This is a genomic window from Caulobacter sp. NIBR2454 (assembly GCF_027474405.1).
In the GTDB taxonomy this organism is placed as follows: Bacteria; Pseudomonadota; Alphaproteobacteria; order Caulobacterales; family Caulobacteraceae; genus Caulobacter.
In genome coordinates, this window is the sequence record NZ_CP114871.1 from 2,908,193 (window position 1) to 2,926,368 (window position 18,176).

General features: G+C 67.7%; 18 protein-coding genes and 1 tRNA gene. 9 read left to right on the forward strand and 10 right to left on the reverse strand.

Annotated elements, in window-relative coordinates:
- The first annotated feature begins 108 nt into the window (after positions 1-108).
- From O5K31_RS14125 to O5K31_RS14145, 5 genes are read left to right on the forward strand one after another with little or no spacing between them, the layout of a single operon-like run.
- Positions 109-474, forward strand: coding sequence for an HIT family protein (locus O5K31_RS14125; RefSeq protein ID WP_332367285.1), 366 nt, complete (start codon positions 109-111; stop codon positions 472-474).
- Complete coding sequence (locus O5K31_RS14130; protein ID WP_269714325.1) at positions 471-1,685, forward strand: LptF/LptG family permease; 1,215 nt, start codon at positions 471-473, stop codon at positions 1,683-1,685. Before O5K31_RS14125 ends, O5K31_RS14130 begins: the two co-directional genes overlap by 4 nt.
- A complete protein-coding gene (locus O5K31_RS14135; protein WP_269714327.1) occupies positions 1,682-2,743 on the forward strand; it encodes an LptF/LptG family permease in 1,062 nt (353 codons plus the stop codon). Before O5K31_RS14130 ends, O5K31_RS14135 begins: the two co-directional genes overlap by 4 nt.
- Entirely contained in the window at positions 2,743-3,900 is a 1,158-nt protein-coding gene (locus tag O5K31_RS14140; protein ID WP_269714328.1) for a dATP pyrophosphohydrolase, read from the forward strand. Before O5K31_RS14135 ends, O5K31_RS14140 begins: the two co-directional genes overlap by 1 nt.
- Positions 3,897-4,664, forward strand: a complete 768-nt coding sequence (locus O5K31_RS14145) for an NTP transferase domain-containing protein (RefSeq protein WP_269714330.1) — start codon at positions 3,897-3,899, stop codon at positions 4,662-4,664. Before O5K31_RS14140 ends, O5K31_RS14145 begins: the two co-directional genes overlap by 4 nt.
- Here the strand turns inward: O5K31_RS14145 and O5K31_RS14150 are convergent.
- From O5K31_RS14150 to O5K31_RS14165, 4 genes are all read right to left on the reverse strand, one after another.
- Positions 4,661-5,422: a phosphocholine cytidylyltransferase family protein gene (locus O5K31_RS14150; RefSeq protein WP_269714332.1), complete on the reverse strand. Its 762-nt coding sequence runs from the start codon at positions 5,420-5,422 to the stop codon at positions 4,661-4,663. The two genes, O5K31_RS14145 and O5K31_RS14150, sit on opposite strands and share 4 nt — an antisense overlap.
- Before the next feature lie 180 nt (positions 5,423-5,602).
- Positions 5,603-6,418, reverse strand: coding sequence for an N-formylglutamate deformylase (hutG, locus tag O5K31_RS14155; RefSeq protein ID WP_269714334.1), 816 nt, complete (start codon positions 6,416-6,418; stop codon positions 5,603-5,605).
- 72 nt (positions 6,419-6,490) lie between these two features.
- Positions 6,491-6,567, reverse strand: a tRNA-Arg gene (locus O5K31_RS14160).
- 102 nt (positions 6,568-6,669) lie between these two features.
- Positions 6,670-7,947: a hypothetical protein gene (locus O5K31_RS14165; RefSeq protein ID WP_269714336.1), complete on the reverse strand. Its 1,278-nt coding sequence runs from the start codon at positions 7,945-7,947 to the stop codon at positions 6,670-6,672.
- A gap of 189 nt (positions 7,948-8,136) precedes the next feature.
- Between O5K31_RS14165 and ggt the strand changes: the two genes are divergently transcribed.
- Complete coding sequence (gene ggt / locus O5K31_RS14170) at positions 8,137-9,837, forward strand: gamma-glutamyltransferase (protein ID WP_269714338.1); 1,701 nt, start codon at positions 8,137-8,139, stop codon at positions 9,835-9,837.
- A gap of 8 nt (positions 9,838-9,845) precedes the next feature.
- On the opposite strand, the gene O5K31_RS14175 is transcribed toward ggt, so the two are convergent.
- The 5 genes from O5K31_RS14175 to O5K31_RS14195 are packed head-to-tail and all read right to left on the reverse strand — an operon-like array spanning position 9,846 to position 13,959.
- On the reverse strand, positions 9,846-11,306 hold the full coding sequence (locus tag O5K31_RS14175) for a sensor histidine kinase (protein WP_269714339.1): 1,461 nt from the start codon (positions 11,304-11,306) through the stop codon (positions 9,846-9,848).
- A gap of 34 nt (positions 11,307-11,340) precedes the next feature.
- Positions 11,341-12,072 (reverse strand): TVP38/TMEM64 family protein, encoded by a 732-nt coding sequence (locus O5K31_RS14180; protein ID WP_269714341.1) that lies wholly within the window; start codon positions 12,070-12,072, stop codon positions 11,341-11,343.
- Positions 12,069-13,115: a quinone-dependent dihydroorotate dehydrogenase gene (locus tag O5K31_RS14185; protein ID WP_269714343.1), complete on the reverse strand. Its 1,047-nt coding sequence runs from the start codon at positions 13,113-13,115 to the stop codon at positions 12,069-12,071. Before O5K31_RS14185 ends, O5K31_RS14180 begins: the two co-directional genes overlap by 4 nt.
- On the reverse strand, positions 13,112-13,456 hold the full coding sequence (locus O5K31_RS14190) for a DUF952 domain-containing protein (RefSeq protein WP_269714344.1): 345 nt from the start codon (positions 13,454-13,456) through the stop codon (positions 13,112-13,114). Before O5K31_RS14190 ends, O5K31_RS14185 begins: the two co-directional genes overlap by 4 nt.
- Positions 13,453-13,959 carry a SixA phosphatase family protein gene (locus O5K31_RS14195; RefSeq protein ID WP_269714346.1) on the reverse strand — a complete coding sequence of 169 codons (507 nt, stop codon included), beginning with the start codon at positions 13,957-13,959 and terminating at the stop codon, positions 13,453-13,455. Before O5K31_RS14195 ends, O5K31_RS14190 begins: the two co-directional genes overlap by 4 nt.
- Positions 13,960-14,036: 77 nt before the next feature.
- Here O5K31_RS14195 and metX point away from each other — a divergent pair, with 77 nt between their 5' ends.
- The 3 genes from metX to O5K31_RS14210 are packed head-to-tail and all read left to right on the forward strand — an operon-like array spanning position 14,037 to position 16,596.
- Positions 14,037-15,197 (forward strand): homoserine O-acetyltransferase MetX, encoded by a 1,161-nt coding sequence (gene metX / locus O5K31_RS14200; protein ID WP_269714347.1) that lies wholly within the window; start codon positions 14,037-14,039, stop codon positions 15,195-15,197.
- Entirely contained in the window at positions 15,194-15,859 is a 666-nt protein-coding gene (metW, locus tag O5K31_RS14205; RefSeq protein ID WP_269714349.1) for a methionine biosynthesis protein MetW, read from the forward strand. Before metX ends, metW begins: the two co-directional genes overlap by 4 nt.
- The gene (locus O5K31_RS14210; protein ID WP_269714350.1) at positions 15,856-16,596 is read left to right on the forward strand and encodes an endonuclease/exonuclease/phosphatase family protein; all 741 of its coding nucleotides are present in this window, start codon (positions 15,856-15,858) and stop codon (positions 16,594-16,596) included. The genes metW and O5K31_RS14210 overlap by 4 nt, the downstream gene beginning before the upstream one ends.
- Here the strand turns inward: O5K31_RS14210 and O5K31_RS14215 are convergent.
- Entirely contained in the window at positions 16,593-18,101 is a 1,509-nt protein-coding gene (locus tag O5K31_RS14215) for a phospholipase D-like domain-containing protein (RefSeq protein WP_269714352.1), read from the reverse strand. The genes O5K31_RS14210 and O5K31_RS14215 overlap by 4 nt on opposite strands.
- Between the last annotated feature and the right edge of the window lie 75 nt (positions 18,102-18,176).

An 18,176-nucleotide genomic window follows, 5' to 3' on the forward strand; every position in this document is an offset into this window, starting at 1 on the left:
AGCGGCGGCGAAGGCCGCCCAGAAGGCAGGTCCGTGAGCAATCCCACAGCGTTGAATTTCGGCTTTCCTCACACAAAGGTCGCCGAGACGGACCTTTGGCTTGTGCTTGTGCGGCCAAAGCAACCCACATTTGGGTCTTTGGTTCTCATATGCAAGGAGCCGGCGCGATCGCTCGCTGAACTCAGCGCGGACGCGTACGCTGATCTGCAATTGGCTGTCCAGCAGATCGAGGCGACGCTGCGGGCCGTGGTGGATCACCAGAAGATCAACTATCTGGCCTTGATGATGGTCGATCCCGACGTGCATTTCCACGTCATCCCGCGATATGAGGGCGAGCGCGAGCACGACGGTCGCGTGTACCGGGACGCCGGTTGGCCGGCCATGCCCAACCTGTCGGAAGTGGTGGAACTGGACATGGACGCCGCATCGCGACTCGCCGACCACCTTCGCCGCGAATGGCGGGGCGCCCAGTGACCAAGCTTCCCCTCAGCGGCTTTGGTCTGACCCTTCTGGATCGCTACCTGCTGCGGCTGGTGGCCTGGCCCCTGCTGGCTTGCCTGGGCGTCACCGTCGTCACCCTGCTGCTTGAGCGGACCCTGCGCCTGCTGGACCTGCTGTCGCAAAGCAACGACCGCTTCGGCTTCGTCGTGGCGCTCAGCGGCAACCTGGTGCCGCACTATCTGGGTCTGGCCCTGCCCATCGCCTTCTTCGTGGCCCTGTTCGTGGTTGTGACACGGCTGAACACCGACTCCGAGATCGACAGCCTGCTGGCCAGCGGCGTGTCCCTGACCCGCCTCGCCGCGCCCTTCGTCCTGCTGGGCTTTGGCCTGACGATCTTCAGCCTGGTCGTATTCGGCTATGTGCAGCCCTATAGCCGGTACGCCTACCGCGCCGTGATGCACTCGGCGATCAACGCCGGCTGGAACGGGCGATTGCCCGCCGGCGCCTTCATCGACCAGGACGGCGTCCTGCTGACCGCCGATATCGCCGATCCCGCCGGCCAGAAGCTGGAGCGCGTGTTCATCCGCCGCCGCGACGACACCGGTCGCGAGGAGATCGTCACCGCCCGAATGGGCCGCATCCAGCCGGAGTTCGGCGGCAAGGAAGTGGTGGTGACCCTCACCGACGGTCGCCGCATCGGCCAGGACGCGCGCGGCGCCTACCAGATCCTCAGCTTCAACGACTGGACGCTCAAGGCGCCGTTGGCGGGCGCCGCGCGCTTGTTGCGCGCCCGCGGCGGCGACGAGCGTGAGCTCACCTTGGACGAACTTTGGCGGCAAGCCGCCTCCGGCAAATCCATCCTGCCGGAGCAGACGCTGTTGGCGGAACTCTACAGCCGACTGGCGCGGGCCTTCTTCCTGCCGTTCCTGCCGTTGATGGCCTTCCCGCTGGGACTGGCGGCCAAGCGGGCCCGAAGAGCCCCGGGCCTGATCGTAGCAGGCCTCGTCCTGTTCGCCTTCCAGCACAGCCTGCAGACCGGCGCGGGCTTGGCCGAGAGCGGTCGCGCTAGCGCCTTGGTCGGAACCGGCACGCCCTTCATCATCTTCTGCGCCTTTTGCGTGTGGATGTTCTTGGGCAGCCGCGACCGCCCGGGCGAGACGCCGATCAGCAAGATTTCCGAGCACATCGCCGCCGCCATCTCCACTTGCGAGAAGGCGGTCCAGATCAAGAAGAAGCCGGCATGAAGCTCGCCCTCTACGTCACCAAGCTGACCGCCGTGCGCGTCCTGGCGGCCCTGGTGGTGCTGCTATCGGTGCTGCAGCTTCTGGACCTGCTGGACGTCACCAACGACATCCTCGACCGCGGCCTGGGGGCGGGCGGGCTGATCTGGTACGCGACCCTGCGCCTGCCGCGCATGATCGACCAGGCGATGCCGCTGGCGGTGCTAGCGGGCTGTCTGTTCGCCTTTGCTCAGTTGGGCCGCGAGAGCGCGGCCGTGGCCATGCGGGCGGCGGGCATCTCGGTCTATCGCATCGCCGGCATGGCCCTGCCGGTCGCCATGGGCGCGTTCATCATCCAGTTGGCCGCCACCGAAGTGATCGGTCCGCGCACCGACGCCATGCTGCGCACCTGGTGGCGCGACACGGCTCCCGCCGCTGATCGCAAGGGTCCCGAAACCCGCTCCTTCCGGGTCGGCCCTGATCTGGTGACCGCCACGATTGGAGACGATCTGGGGCGACGCCTGGAGAAGGTCATCATCTATCGCCGCGACCAGGGCGGCGCCGTAACCGAGCGCTTGCAGGCGCCCGAGGCTGTCTATGGTCCCACCGGCTGGACCCTGATCTCTCCGTCTTTCGAGCGCTTTACCGACGACTCCGCCCAGCCAGGGTCGGCCACGCGGATGGCCTGGGCCAATCCGCTGGAACCTGGCGACGTGCAGGTCTTGTTCGCCACCGATAACAACGGCTCGGCCTCCTCGGCCCGCCGCGCCTTGATGGGGGGCGGGTCAGAGCGGCCGGAAAGCTACTACGCCGTTCGCTGGAACCGCGCCTTCGCGGCGCCGGCCGGCGCCTTCGTCATGCTGATCCTCGCCGCGCCCCTGGTGGCGGCCAATTTCCGCAGCGGCCAGGGGGCGACGATCATGACCGCCAGCCTGATGTCGGGCCTGGCCTTCATGGTTCTGGACGGGCTGATCACCGCACTTGGTGAAAGCGGCGTGGTCTGGCCCTGGCTTGGGGCCTGGACGGCGCCCATGATGTTCGCGGCGCTCGGAACGTCCGTATTACTGACCCTGGAGGGATGATGGCGTTCGACGGCCAACCGGGGGCGGGCGTCACCGTCACGCCTGTGCGCACTCGCGCCGAACTTGATCGCTTCATCCGCGTGCCCATGCGGCTGAACGCTGGCGACCCAAACTGGATCTCGCCCCTCATCAGCGAGCGCCAGCAGGCGTTGTCCGCCAAGGCCAATCCGTTCTTCGAGCATGCTCAGGTCCAGATGTGGCTGGCCGTCCGCGACGGTCGCGACGTGGGCCGGATCAGCGCCCAGATCGACGCCCTGGCGCCGGTCGATCCCACCCGCTCAATCGGGCACTTCGGGATGATCGCGGCCGAGGACGATCCGGCGGTGTTCGCCGCCCTCTTCGCCGCCGCCGAGGCGTGGTTGAAGGAGCGCGGCTGCGACGTGGCGCAAGGTCCCTTCAACCTGTCGGTCAATGAAGAGGTCGGCCTGCTGGTCGACGGCTTCGACACGCCGCCCATGGTGCTGATGGGCCACGACGCGCCATACACGGGCCAGCGCGTCGAGGAGCAGGGCTACGCCAAGGCCAAGGACATGTTCGCCTACATCTCCAACCTGGTGAACGACCTGCCAGATGGTGTCCTGCGCCGTGTGAAGCGCGGCCCGCCAGAAGGCGTGATCCTGCGTAAACTGGACATGAAGCGGTTCGAGGCGGAGGTTCACACCCTCACCGACATCGCCAACGACGCCTGGTCGGACAACTGGGGCTACACCCCGTCCACACCGGCCGAGACCCGCCACTTGGCCAAGAGCCTCAAGGCGGTCATCGACCCGGATCTGGTCTGGTTCGCCGACATAGACGGCGAGGACGCTGGCTTCATCGTCGCCCTGCCCAACGTCAACGAGGCCATCGCCGACCTCGACGGCAAGCTGCTGCCTTTCGGCTGGGCCAAGCTGCTGTGGCGATTGAAGGTCGCGCGGGTCAAATCCCTGCGCGTTCCGCTGATGGGCGTGCGCCGCAAGTTCTCCCGCACCCTGCGCGGCCAGGTCCTGCCCTTCCACCTGACCAACGCCGCGGCCGATCAGGCGCGGGCCAAGGGCTATCACAGCATCGAGCTGTCCTGGATTCTTGAAGACAACCTGCCCATGAAGAACATCTGCGAGCGGGTCGGCGGGCGCGCCTACAAGACCTATCGCATCTACGAGAAGGCCCTGAAGTGAGCGGCGGCTTCACCGCCCTCGTCCTGGCAGGCGATCGGGGCGAGCCGGACGCCGTCTCGGCCTATGCCGGCGTCGCCCACAAGGGTTTGATCGTCCTGGAGGGTGAGACCCTGCTGGCGCGGGTCCTGGCGGCCCTAGCGGCGGCCGGCGCCACCCGCATCGGTGTCTGCGCTGACAATGCCGAGTTGCTGGCCGCCCTGCCCGCCGCCACGCCCGCTGGCGTCGCCGTGGAGGTGATCGCTCCCGAGGCTGGTCCCAGCCTCAGCGTCTATCGCGCGGCCCAGGCCTTGGGCACTCCGCTGCTGGTGACCACTGTCGATCACGCCCTGTTGCAGGCCGACTGGGTGAAACAGTTCCTGGCCGACGCCCCAACCGGTTGCGACATCGCCGCCCTGCTGGCGCCTGAGGCCGCCGTTCGGCGCGACGCACCCCAGACCCAGCGCACCTGGCTGACCTTCCGCGATGGCCGCTACAGCGGTTGCAACCTGTTCCTTCTGAGGACGCCCGACGCGCTCAAGGCCATCGAGTTGTGGCGGACGGTCGAGGCCCACCGCAAACGGCCCTGGCGCATCGCCATGATCCTGGGTCTCGGCACCCTGCTGCGGTTCGCGCTCGGCCGCCTGACCCTAGACCAGGCCATAACCGACATTGGTCGGCGCGCAGGTGTGAAGGCCGCGGCGGTGCGGTCGAACTACGGATTGGCGGCTGTGGACGTGGACAAGCCGGCGGACCTGGATCTGGTCCGCCAGATCGTCGAGGCTTAAGCCGCGACGCTTTCCTTGGACATCCAGCGCTCGGTCAGCTCACGATTGGGCTGCAGGTCGTGCGGGAAGTCCATCTCGGCCCACTCCAGGCCCTCGATGCTCTGGACGGCGACGCCGCCCTGCTCGCGGGCGATCTGGTCGATCACCGACAGGTACCAGCGCTTCAGGCCTTCGGACGGATCACGCAGGATCTGATCGATCACGGCGGTGAAGCGGCGCGCGCCCTCGGCCGAGAACCGCAGGAAGCCGATGGATTCGGCATCGTACTCGGTGATGGTCTTACCGATGGCGATCAGCTCGTCGCCACGGGTCAGCACCTTCATGTCGTCGCTGTCGTAACGCGCCTTGCGGTCCACGGTGACGGTGATGTCGGCGGCGGGAGCGTCCAGCAGCCTGCGGCCGATCTCCGGCTCCCACAGGGTGTCACCATTCAGGATCAGCGCCCCGCCCGCCAGTTCATCGCGAACCAGCCAGCAGGTGGCCAGATTGTCCGACACCATGAAGAACGGGTTGTAGGCGCAGCGGATCGTCATGCCCGGCAGGTGGATGCGGGCGACCTCGGCCTCGACGGCGTGGGAATTGAACCCGGTCACGACCACGACCTCGGTGATCCCGATGGCGTGCAGGTGGGCCAGTTGCCAGGACAGCACCGTGCGCCCCGACAGATCGATCAGGCACTTGGGCAGGTTGTCGGTCAGAGGCGACAAACGCTTCCCCTGTCCTGCGCTCAGGACGATAGCCTTATGCACACGCGCCATTGATCTATCCGCTTTAGAAGCCCGCCCCGACAAAAAGGCGAATATGTCCGTACAGGTGGGACGCTCAGACTGTTTTGTCAAAGCGACATGTTAAACAGCGCCTTAACCGGCGACCGTTTCTTGCAATACGCCGGTGAAAACTGCGGTTGTGGGCTCTTTTGTCGCCGCTATGGGGTGAACTCAGTCACGGGCGAACGCCAGGGCCGCACCCAGAACATCGTTCAATACAGATCGCATCGCCGCGGCCCGCGCTTCATCATAGGCGGCCGGCCAATTGGCCGGCGAGGGCTCCTGATCCGGCTCATCCATGTATCCGCGGCAGGCCAGCTCCATCTGGATGGCGTGAACACCATCCTTGGGCCTGCCGTAATGGCGCGTCGTCCAGCCGCCCTTGAAGCGGCCGTTGGTCACCCGGCTGAACGGGCTGGCGTCGCAGACGGCCTCCACCGCGGCCGTCAGGGCGTCTTCGCAGGTCTGGCCGTCGTTGGTGCCTATGTTGAAGTTAGGCAGCTCGCCCTCGAACAGGCGCGGAACATTTGAACGGATCGAATGGGCTTCATAGACCACGACCTTGCCATGCAGGGCGCGCAGCCGCGCCACCTCGGCCGCCAAGGCGTTGTGATAGGGCGTGAAGTACAGCTCCCGGCGACGGGCGATCTCCGCCCCGTCAGGCTCAAGGCCCGGCAGGTATAGCGGCTGGCCGTCGAAGGTGGTGGTCGGGCAAAGCTCGGTGGTCGCCTGCCCCGGATAGAGCGACGCCCCTGACGGGTCGCGATTGACGTCGATCACCGTGCGCGAGATCGCGGTGCGCACGGTCGTCGCTCCCAACTCGCCCGCGAAGTCATAGAGCCGGTCCACCCACCAGTCGGCGTCCTTGCGCGCCAGCCAGGGCGAGGCCAGCGACGCCTCGATCTCGACCGGCAGGTCGGTCCCGGTATGGGGAAAGCTGATGATCAGCGGCGCGTCGCCGCGCTTCACCTGCAGCCAGTCGGTCATGTGGACGCCAACTCCGGAACGACGACGGGCGCCTGACGGCGCCCGAGTACGATCGAAACAGGAAGAAGAAAATGGCGCGCCCGGAACGATTCGAACGTCCGACCCTCAGATTCGTAGTCTGATGCTCTATCCAGCTGAGCTACGGGCGCGCATCTCGGTGACCCGTAGGGGTCCGTCGAGGGCGCGGAACCTAGTCCGGGCTTTTGCGAAGCGCAACCCGTCTCCTAGGTTTTTTTCCACGCCCTCCACAGTCAGTTGCCGATCATGCCTCCAAGGCCTTTCATGATGGCCTTGCGAGCGGCTCCAGCGGGGGGCTGCTGGCCCTGCGCGGGGCGCTGCTGACCCCGGCGCGGGGGGCCGGCCTCCTCATCTTCGTCCATGCCCATGTCGCCCATGTCGCTCATGTCCATGCCGAGCACCCCGGCCGCCTCCGAGCGGTAGCGGACCTTGGTCGTCCATTCGATGTTCCAGGGAATCTTGGGGTCGGTCGGGCGTGGCGGATGGCTGAAGTTGGCCTCGCCGCCATAGGCGACCACCCGGACCATGGCCTGCGGCGCGGCGTCCACGAACGCCTTGGGCAGGGCGCAGGTGGTGGTCTGCGGCGCCATCAGCACCTTCTGCTCCAGCAGACGGGTGATGTCGGACGGGCTGAAATAGCTCGGCGCGCTAAACGCGGTGGCCTGCACCTCGCTGGAGACCCACATGGCGATGGTGTCACGCTCGCCGCCACCGACGGCCGTGGCCAGGTACGCCTTGGCGCCGGGCAGCGCGTTCCAGGCGGCGGTCGCGCCGGTCGGCGTCTCGCGGGTCTGCAGGGTCAGCGGACCCAGGAAATCCTGGCTGGCGGTGAGGGAGAACTTGATGTCCGGCGTGTAGTTGCCCTGCACCGCATGCTGCCCGGCCAGCGAGCCCCCGGCCGGCACGCGCACGCGGGTGCGCTCATTGGGCCATTCGCCATAGGTGGCGTGACGCGTCACCGACGGCGGTTTCATGGTCGTATAGGGCAGTCGCTTCATGGAGGCCGCGAGCGCGGCTTGCCCGCCACTGGCCATCTTGGCGAGGTCCACAACGACAGGCTGGCCGGCGCGCGTCTGGGCGCCGCAGCCCCAGAAGATCAGAATCCGACCCTTCACGCGCATATCCGGCGGAAGCGCCGACTCGTCGGGCTCGGCCTTGGAAACGGCGGGGGTGAGAAGCGGCAGCGCGCCGCTCATGCCCAGGGCGGGCGCCGGCATGTGCTGGGCCGAAGGCGCGGGCGCCTTACGCGACGAACCTAGTTGCAAGGTCAGGTTATGGATCGGGGCGTTGCTTGGCCCGCCCTGCATCATCATGCTCATCATGGCCTGGGGCGACGGCTTGCCGCCCCCCATCATGCCCGCCATGCCGCTGATGGTTTCAGCGCTCAGCCAGTATTCGGCCGTTGGGCCGGTGACCACCTGCTTTACCGGGGTCTGGGCGGTGGCGCCGCCGACAGCAGCGACCGTCGTCACAAGCGCAACGCGGGCGATGCCCGTCTTCGAGATCTTCATGGATATCCCCAGGAGAATTTGAGGCGGGGAGATATCATCATGATCGATCAACGGTATGCAAATGGTGCCCAAGGGTCGCTTTGCCGCGACAAGCGGCGAACTGGCCGATCCCCCATGCACAGAACGGGTTTGGGGTTCCAACCGGCGCAGTGGTTCCCCTATGGTGCGCCCGCACATCAAGGAACCTTCATGCGTCGCTTCCTGAGCCTTCTCGCCGCCCTCGCCCTGGCCTCTTGCGCGACGAACACATCACCCCCGGCGAACGCCGCCGTCCAGACCACGCCCCGGGGCATGGTGGCGGCCGCCAACCCGCTCGCGGTGGACGCGGGCCTTCGGGTGCTGCGCGACGGCGGCTCGGCGGTGGACGCGGCGGTGGCGGTTCAGGCGGTGCTGGGGCTGGTGGAGCCGCAAAGCTCCGGCCTCGGCGGCGGCGCCTTCATGACCTACTACAACGCCGCCGACGGCAAGATCACGGTCTACAACGGCCGCGAGACCGCGCCCGCCGGCGCCAGCGCAGACATGTTCATCGGCGCCGACGGCAAGCCGCTCAGCTACATCGACGCCATCATGTCAGGCCGTTCCACGGGCGCGCCGGGCGCGGTGGCCATGCTGGCCCTGGCCCAGAAGCAGCACGGCGCCGTCCCCTGGTCGACCCTGTTCAAGGACGCCGAAACCCTGGCCGCCGACGGCTTCGTGGTCAGCCCGCGTCTGGCGCAGTTGGCCGGCCTCAATCGCGGACAGGCCGCCTCACCGGACGCCATCGCCTACTTCACCAAGCCAAACGGCCAGAGGGTGCAGGGTGGCGACATCCTGAAGAACCCCGCCTATGCGGAGACGGTCCGCCGCCTCGCCGCCGAGGGGCCCAGCGCCATGTACGAAGGCGCCATCCCGGCGGCCATCGAGGCCAAGGTCCGCCAGGCCCCGATTCCCGGAACCCTGACCACGGCCGACATCAAGGCCTACAAGCCGAAAGTGGCCGAGCCCCTCTGCCAGCCCTACCGCGTCTATGTCGTCTGCGTGCCGCCGCCGCCATCAAGCGGCGTGGGCCTGCTGCAGGCCCTGGCCATGCTGGAGAAGACCGACATCGCCACGCGCGGCCCCAACGATCCCATCGCCTGGGTGCAGTTGGCCGAGGCTGAACGCGTCATGTACGCCGACCGCGACCGCTATGTGGGCGACCCCGACTTCATCGACGTGCCGGTCAAGGGACTCCTGGATCCGGCCTATGTGACCGAGCGCGCCAAGCTGATCGGCGACCGCGCCGGTCCTGTCCCGACCCACGGTACGCCCCCCGGCTTTAAGCCCCGCGGCGCCGACAAGACCCAGGAGCCGGGCGGCACCACACACTTCGTGGTGGTGGACCCCAAGGGCAACGTGGTCTCCATGACCACCACGGTCGAAAGCCTGTTCGGCTCGGGCCGAATGGTCGCGGGTTTCTTCCTCAACAACCAGCTGACCGACTTCAGCCGCTATCCCGAGGACCTGCGCGGCGGCCCCCTGGCCAACGCGCCGGCGCCGGGCAAGCGCCCGCGCTCGTCCATGGCCCCTGCCATCGTCCTGAAGGACGGCAAGTTCTACGCCGCCATCGGCTCGCCAGGCGGCAATGCGATCCTGTCTTACAACCTCAAGGCCATCGTCGGCCTCATCGACTGGAACCTGACCATGCAACAGGCCATCGACCTGCCCAACATGGTCGCCCGCGGCGACGCCTTCTCCAGCGAGATCGGCCGCTACGCTCCGGGCGTGGCGGAACAGGTCATCGCCCGCGGCGTGGCCATCAAGGCGGGCCAGAACGAAACCTCCGGCTTGCATGGGGTGGTGGTGCGTCCGGGCGGTATCCTGGAAGGCGGCGCCGACCCCCGTCGCGAAGGCGTGGCGAAGGGGCTCTAAGCCCCTCGCTAGCCCCGGCCCCTCAGCGGCTCCGGCGCGCCCGGCAGGCGTAGCTCGAACACCGAGCCCTCTGCGCTGGAGCGGATGAGCGACAGCTCCCCGCCATGGCCCTGGGCCAGCTCGCGGGCGATGACAAGACCAAGGCCGGTGCCGCCACGGCGGGCCGAACCGGCGAACGGCAGGAACAGGTTCTCCTGCGCCTTTTCCGGAAGACCCGGACCGTCGTCAGAGATGCGGATGATCGAGACGCCGTCCTCGGCCACCAGCGAGGCCTGGATTTTGCCCTTGCGGCCCGGTTGCGCCTCGATGGCCTGACGCGCGTTGCGCAGCAGGTTGGCCAGAATGCGGTGAAGCTGATCCGGGTCGGCCATGACCCGCACGCGCGTATCGACCCCCGTGGCGAACCGGACCTGGGAGGTGGGCAGACCCGCCTCCTCCGCCGCGGCTTTGAGCGCGGCCTTCAACGGCAGGGGTCGTGCGTCGGGAGCGGCTTCGTCGGTTTTGCCGTAGGCCAGCACGTTGGTGGCGAGGGTCACGGCCCGATCCAGCGCCCGCTCCAGGCGCGGCAAAGCCGCCGCCACCTTCGGATCGCCGATCGCCGCCAGCCTGTCCGAGGCGATCTGGGCGCTGGTCAGCATGTTGCGAAGGTCGTGATTGATCTTCGCCACCGCCTCGCCCAGGGCCGCAAGGCGGGCGCGGGAATTCAGCGCGGCGACCAGATCGGCCTGCATGCGGTCCAGCTCCGCCTCCGCCCGGCCGATCTCGTCCGTGCGGCCGGAGAGTTCAATCCTCGCCCTGGGATCTTCGGGATTGGCTCGGAAACGCTCCATGGCCCGGGTGATCCGCCGCATCGGCGCCACCAGGAAGCGGTTGAGGGACAGATAGACCAGCGCCCCGGCCAGGATGGCCACGAACACCGTCACCACCGCCAGCCGCGCCAGATAGCCCAGCAGATCGGCCTTCAGCGGCGCGTCGGGCGTCAAAATCTCAACAAATTCGGCCTCGCGGAACTGCGGCTCGGCCACCACGCGGACCAGGCTGCCTTCGCGGCTGAACAGGGTGAAGAAGGGCGCGGCCAGCCAGGAGCCGGGGTTCTGCCGACGCAGGTCGACCAGATACGGCGTACGGATTTCGCGAGGAGCCTCCAACACCAGGCGCCGGGCGCCGTCGCTTTGAATCGCCACCGAGACAACGCCGGCGCCTTCGAGCAATTCGGCGGAAATCCGGTCGCTGATCTTCAGGCTCGGGTCGGCCTCGGCGATCGTCGAGGCCAACTCGGCGGCGCGCACGCGATCCAGCAGCCACTGCTCCTCGAACGCCGCAAGGGTCGGCGGAAGCACCAGCAGGGCCGAAAGCACGACGAACAGGGTGGTGAGCAGCAGCAGGCGCGCCGACAGGCCGCCGCGCCACGAAAAGCGGCGCTCGACCGGTCCTTGCGGCGCGGGAGACGGCGCGGCGTCCATGGTCATCCGTTACTGCACATGCCCGCGCCGGGCAACGCGACTATTGCTCATGGCGACGGGGGCGCAATCGTCGATAGAGCATGGACAGCCCCGCCAGCAAACCTAGACCGGCCAAGGGCAGAACGACGCGCGGTTCGGTCAGTATGCTCAGATTGACCGGATGGCCCTGCATGAACAGGTGCCCCAGGCCCGCGCCCATGCTGGCGTAGACCAGCGAACTGGGCGCCATGCCCAGGAAGGACGCCGCCAGGAAGGTGCGAAGGGGAATACCCACCAGCCCCGCCGCCAGGTTGATCACCAGTAGTGGAAACGCCGGGATCAGACGCAGGGTCAGAAGATAGTGGAAGGCGTCCTTCTTGATGCCTTCCTCGATACGCAGCAGCGTCGGTCCCGCACGCTTTTGTAGCATGCCGCCAAAGGCCGTGCGGCAGGCGCCGTAGATCACCGTCGATCCCGCCGTCGCACCGGTCACCGCCAGCGCGCCGCCCAGCCAGGGTCCGAACAGGAACCCGCCGCTCAGGGTCAGAATCAGGGCCGCCGGCAGGGACAGCGAGACCACCGCCACATACGTCGCCAGATAGATGGCGATCGCCGCCGCGGGGCGTTCGTTCACGAAGGCCGACAGATAGGCGTGGCGCGCCTGAAGCTCCTCGAGCGTGAAGTGCTTCCAGAAGCCGCTGAAGAAGACGAAAGCGGCCAGCGCGGCCAGCACCAGCACCGGCGCCCACTTGGCCGCGATCATCCAAGTCCGGGCGCGGCCGGCGGCGCTCACCTGGCCCCAACCGCCTGGGCGACCGATGTAAAGCCGTCGGCCTTCAGCCGAGCCGCCAGGTCATTGGCGATCCGGACCACCAGGCCAGGGCCGCCATAGACCAGGGCCGAATAGAGCTGCACCGCCTGCGACCCGGCCCGAATCTTGGCGTAGGCGTCCGCCCCAGTGGCCACGCCGCCGGCGCCGATCAGGGCGATCCGTCCGTCCGCGGCTTGGAAGAACTGGCCCAACACGGCGGTCGAACGTTCCGTGAGGGGCGCGCCGGAAAGGCCGCCGGTCTCGGACGCCTTCGACGATTTGAGGCTGCTTGGTCGGGCGATGGTGGTGTTTGAGACAATGATCCCGTCCAGACCGCTGTCCACGGCCGCCTCGACGATGGCCTCGACCTCTCCATCCTCCAGATCCGGGGCGACCTTCAGGAAGACCGGCACGTCGCCCTCCGGCGCCAGCGCCTCCCGACGCTCCGCCAGGCGTCCGAGCAAATCCTGAAGCGCCGCCTTGGTCTGCAGAGCCCGCAGGCCCGGCGTGTTGGGCGACGAGATGTTGACCGTGAAATAGTCGGCCAGCCCCCACAGGTGCGAAAGACCGTTCACATAGTCCGCGACACGGTCCTCGGCGTCCTTGTTGGCCCCGATATTGGCGCCCACCACCCCGTCGCGACGACGATGCGACAGCCGCGAAGCGAAGGCGCCGAGCCCTTCGTTGTTGAAGCCCATCCGATTGATCACCGCCCGATCTTCGGTCAGGCGAAACAGGCGCGGGCGCGGATTGCCCTCCTGCGGCATCGGCGTGACCGTGCCCGCCTCCACGAAGCCGAAGCCGGCGGCCAGCATGGCGTCCGGAACCTCGGCGTTCTTGTCGAACCCGGCGGCCAGTCCGATGCAGTTGGGAAGCTTCAGCCCCGCCACCGTCGTCGCCAGGATCGGCAGGTCGATGTGATTGCGTGGACCCAGGCCCGCTTTGAGCCCCTTGATGGCGAGGCCGTGCGCCTCCTCCGGATCAAGAAGGTGCATGGCGCGGGCGGCGAGATCGTGAAGGCTCATGCGGAAAGGTCGCCCAGCTGAGGAACGCCATCGACGCCGAGGGTGAGCTCACGCGATGCGGCCACCTCATTCAACGCCAGAGGCCGGTAAAGGTGCGGGAATAGCGCGCCGCCACGCGACGGCTCCCAGATCAGCCTGTCGCCCAGGGAGGCGGCGTCGAGGCTCAGCAGCACAAGATCGTCACGGCCGGCGAAATGCTTGGCGGCGGTTTCCTGCGCCTGGTCGGCGGCGGAAAAGTGGATATAGCCATCGGCCAGGTCGACCGCCGAGCCTGCGAACTCGCCCGACGCTTGGAAAGCCGCCCACTCGTCACGGCTCATGATCTTGAAGATCAGGCTCATTCGGCGCCCCGGCCGCCGTGGTCGGCGGCGTAGAACAGCCCTTCCAGCTCCGCCCTGCCGGCGGCGTCGAAGCTGAAGGCCGCGGCGGTGGCCGGCGGGAAGCGCATCTCCAGACGCGCGATCAGAGCCGGCGAAGCGCCCGACGCCTTGAGCAGGCCCACCGCCAGGTCCTGGAGCGTGGGATTGTGGCCGACCACCATCACCGTGCCTGCCGTTTCGCCCTCTACGGCGGTCAGCACGGTCTGGGTGCTGGCGCTGTAGAAGTCCTCGCGGCTTTCCTTGCGGGCTTTGGGGAACGACTCACCGGCGGCGGTCCAGGTGTCCTGCGCGCGGCGCGCCTCCGACACCAGCGCCAGATCCGGCGCGAACCCCGCCTTGGCCAAGGCGTCGCCGATCAAGGCCGCATCGATGCGCCCTTGGGCGGTAAGGGCGCGATCAAAGTCGCCGCCCGTCGGGCCGCGTCGTTCGGCAGCGCCGTGACGCATCAGGATAAGCCTTTCCATGGCGCTCCTCTTAGCCTTGGTCGCGACCTGCTCAAAGCCTCGGTTGACAGGACTTACGTCAAACGGTCCAAGACCTCATGACAGCGGCGACGGCGACCACGAAAGAGGCGTTTTGCGGCGACGGAGGGACCTGGCGGTTTCCGACCGACAAACCCCTACGGCTCGATTCCGGCGGCGAACTTGCGCCCCTCGAGATCGCCTACCGCACCTACGGGACGCTGAACGCCGACAAGTCGAACGCCGTCCTGGTCTGCCACGCGCTTACGGGCGACCAGCATTGCGCCGGCGAACACCCCGTTTCGGGCAAGCCGGGCTGGTGGACGCGACTCATCGGCCCCGGCCTGCCGCTCGACCCGACCCGGCATTTCATCATCTGCTCCAACGTCATCGGGGGCTGCATGGGCTCGACCGGCCCCGCCTCGATCAATCCCGCGACGGGCCAGGCCTACGGCCTGTCCTTTCCGGTGATCACCATCGCCGACATGGTCCGCGCCCAGGCCATGCTGGTCGAGGCTCTGGGCGTCCAGACCCTGTTCGCCGTGGTCGGCGGGTCGATGGGCGGCATGCAGGTGCTGCAATGGGCGGCCGACTATCCGGACAAGCTGTTTTCGGCGGTGATCATCGCCTCGGCGGCGCGCCACTCGGCCCAGAACATCGCCTTCCACGAAGTGGGCCGTCAGGCGGTCATGGCTGACCCCGACTGGCGCGGCGGCGCCTATGCGCTTCATGGCGTACGACCGGAAAAGGGTCTGGCCGTGGCGCGTATGGCCGCGCACATCACCTATCTGTCCGAACCGGCCCTGCAGCGGAAGTTTGGCCGCGAACTGCAGCGCGACGGCCTGTCCTGGGGCTTTGACGCCGACTTCCAGGTGGAAAGCTATCTGCGCCACCAGGGAGCCAGTTTCGTCGATCGCTTCGACGCCAACTCCTATCTCTACATCACCCGGGCCATGGACTATTTCGACCTGGCTCAGACCCATGGCGGCATCTTGGCCGAGGCATTCCGCAAGGCGCGGGACGTCCGCTTCTGCGTCCTGTCCTTCACCACCGACTGGCTCTATCCCACGGCTGAGAACCGCCACATCGTGCGGGCCCTCAACGCCGTCGGCGCCCGCGCCAGTTTCGTCGAGATCGAGAGCGACAAGGGCCATGACGCCTTCCTGCTGGACGAACCGGTGATGAACGCGGCGCTGTCAGGCTTCATGGCCGCCGCCGACCAGGCCAGGGGGCTGGCGTGAGGCCTGTGATCCGCGAGGACTTCAAGGAAATCCTGCGGCTCGTGCGTCCCGGCTCACGCGTGCTCGACGTGGGCTGCGGCGAAGGCGAGCTGCTGGAGATTCTGGCCCGCGAGAAGCAGGTCGACGGGCGCGGGGTCGAGATCAGCCCCGAAGGCGTCGCCGCTGGCCTGTCGCGCGGCCTGGCCGTGGTGCAGGGCGACGCGGACCGTGATCTGGACCACTTCGCCACCAAGGCCTTTGACTACGCGGTGCTGTCCCAGACCCTGCAGGCGGTGCGCCACCCGCGCCACGTGCTGGGCGAGCTGCTGCGCATCGCCGACAACGCCATCGTCTCGTTCCCCAATTTCGGCCACTGGCGCGTGCGCTGGTCCCTGGTCAGCCGTGGCCGCATGCCCGAGACCCGGGCCCTGCCCGAGCCCTGGTGGTCCACGCCCAACATCCACCTCTGCACCCTGGCCGACTTCCTGAGCCTGTGCGAGGACCTGGACCTGCGCATCGACGCCTGCGCCGCCCTCGCCGAGGGTCGGCCCGCCCGCTCGATCGATCCGACCAAATCGATTGAAAACTGGCGCGCCGAGGCGGCGATTTTCCTGCTCAGCCGACGTGGCGACGCCGAACCTACGGAACCTACAGCGCCGCGAGACGATCTCTTCGGCGGATGAAACTTCGCCTTGTCACCTACAACGTCCACCGCTGCGTGGGCGTGGATCGGCGCCTAGACGTCGAGCGTGTAGCCGACGTCATCGCCGCCCTGCGTCCTGACATCGTCGCCCTTCAGGAACTGGATGTCGGCCGCGCCCGCACCCGTGGCGTGGACCAGGCCCACAAGCTGGCCGAACTGCTCAAGATGAAGTCGCGCTTCCACCCGGCCATGAAGGTCGAGGAGGAGCTTTACGGCGACGCGATCCTCACCGCCCTGCCCGAGCGGCTGATCCGCGCCGACTCATTGCCGGAATACAAGCGCGTGCCCGGACTGGAGCCGCGCGGCGCCGTCTGGGTGGCCATCGATATCGGCGGCGGGCGAGAGCTTCAGGTGATCAACACCCACCTCGGGCTGATCCCGCAGGAGCAAAGGCTTCAGGCCGCCGCCCTGATCGACGGCTGGCTGGCGGACGAGGCTTTCACGGCCCCGGCGGTGCTGCTGGGCGACTTCAACGCCACCCCCTATTCCAAGACCTACCGCATGCTGCACGCGGCCATGCGCGACGCCCAGCTGGGCCGCCCACGCCCGCCGACGGCGACCTTTCCCTCGAACTTCCCCTTCCTGCGCATCGACCACGTGTTCCTGGCCGGTGACATCAAGGTTTGCGCGATCGAGAGCCCCTACGACACCCGCGCCCGGCAGGCGTCCGATCACCTGCCGCTGGTGGTGGAGATCGAAATCCCCACGGCCGGCTAGCAGTCCTCGCCGCCTTCCATCACGCAGGGCAGCAGTTCGGCCAGGTCACGCTTCAGCCGCTTGCGCCGGTTCCAGGGGTTCCAGGCGTCCTTGGTGGTGGTCGGGTCGCCCAGATGCCACTTGGAAACAAAGCGGGCGAACGGACCCGGCTTTCGCGTCTCGGCATGGGGCAGTCGGCGGGGCGGTTGATCCAGAATATCTATCGCCGCGGCCAGCCCGCCATGCGCCGCCATGGCCGCCCCCACCTCGTCGCCGCGCCGCTCCATGTAGTGCCCGATCAGGCGAGCGCGGAAGGTGCGGATCGCCGCGCGCGTCGCGTCCCCCTCCGGGCCGTGTTCGGCCTCCAACGCCACGTCCAGCTCGCTGTCCAGGCCGGTCGAGCGGTTGTTCAGGTTGGCCGACCCGATGCGCAGGAAGCTGTCATCGATGATCGCCACCTTGGAATGCACGATCACTGCTCCGCCGCCGGGAGTCAGCGGCGTGTACGCGGAAAACCGACCCTGCACATCGGCCGAGCGAAGGCGGTGGATCGCGGCCGAGCGGGCGCTGTCCATGGTGATCTGGTCGAAATAGCTGGGACTGTGGGCGGGGCCGATGGCCACGATCTCCGGTCCGTCGATCTCCAGCAACCGTTCCACCAGCGCCTCCACGATCAGGGGCGAGGTCAGGTACTGGTTCTCCAGAACGATCAGTCTCTTGGCGGCGGCGATGGAATCCAGGTGAAGCCGCAGGCATTCGCCATGGCCCTTGCGCCCCTTCCAGTCCGATGCGGTGCGCGCCAGGGCCACGGACTGCCGACGGGCTTGGACCACGACCTGATCTGGCCACATCATCTCCCGCTCGGGCTGCAGCGGCGTCAACGGCTCGCCGGTCGCGGCGCGCCAGCGTTGTACGAAATGCTCGCTCAGCGCCTGGCCGACGGGCCCCTCCATCATCATCGAGACTTCATGCCGGGCCGGATAGCGGCGCCCGTTGGGCAGACGACGGCGCGGATCGTGATCGGCGTGGTGGCAGGTGTCCCAGCGATCCGGTCCCATGTCCCCACCGCTGATGAAGGCCAGGCGGCCGTCGATAATCACCGCCTTCTGGTGATGGCAGGCGCTCATGGGCAGGCTGTTGTCGAGCCGGAACTTGACCCGCGAGTCCGCGAAATAGGCCTGCGCCCGCTGCGGCGCGAACCACTGCGAGGCCGCGATCGGCGGCGGCATGTCCCAGGCCAGAATGCGCACGTCCAGCGCCGGATTCAGCGCCGCCATTCGCCGCAGCAGCAGCCCAAGCCTGTCGGCATGTTCCGGGTCTTTGCTGACGGGCGTCCGGTCCGGCGTAAGGCGGGTGAGCGGATCGAAGGTCCAGGCCAGAATCCAGATCGAGGATTTCGCCTTGAGCAGGGAGGCCTTCAGTGCGGCGAAATAGTCGGCGCTGTCGATGAGGAACGCGACGCGGTCGGCGCGCTCCTGCCGCCAGCAGTTGACGCCTGGACGGATGATTTCCGTCGCATCGTTCATATGCCCCTCGTCAAAACGCCCCATCGCCAGCATGAGGCCGCAACGCGCGAAACCGCCTTGCGGCTCCGCTTGTCC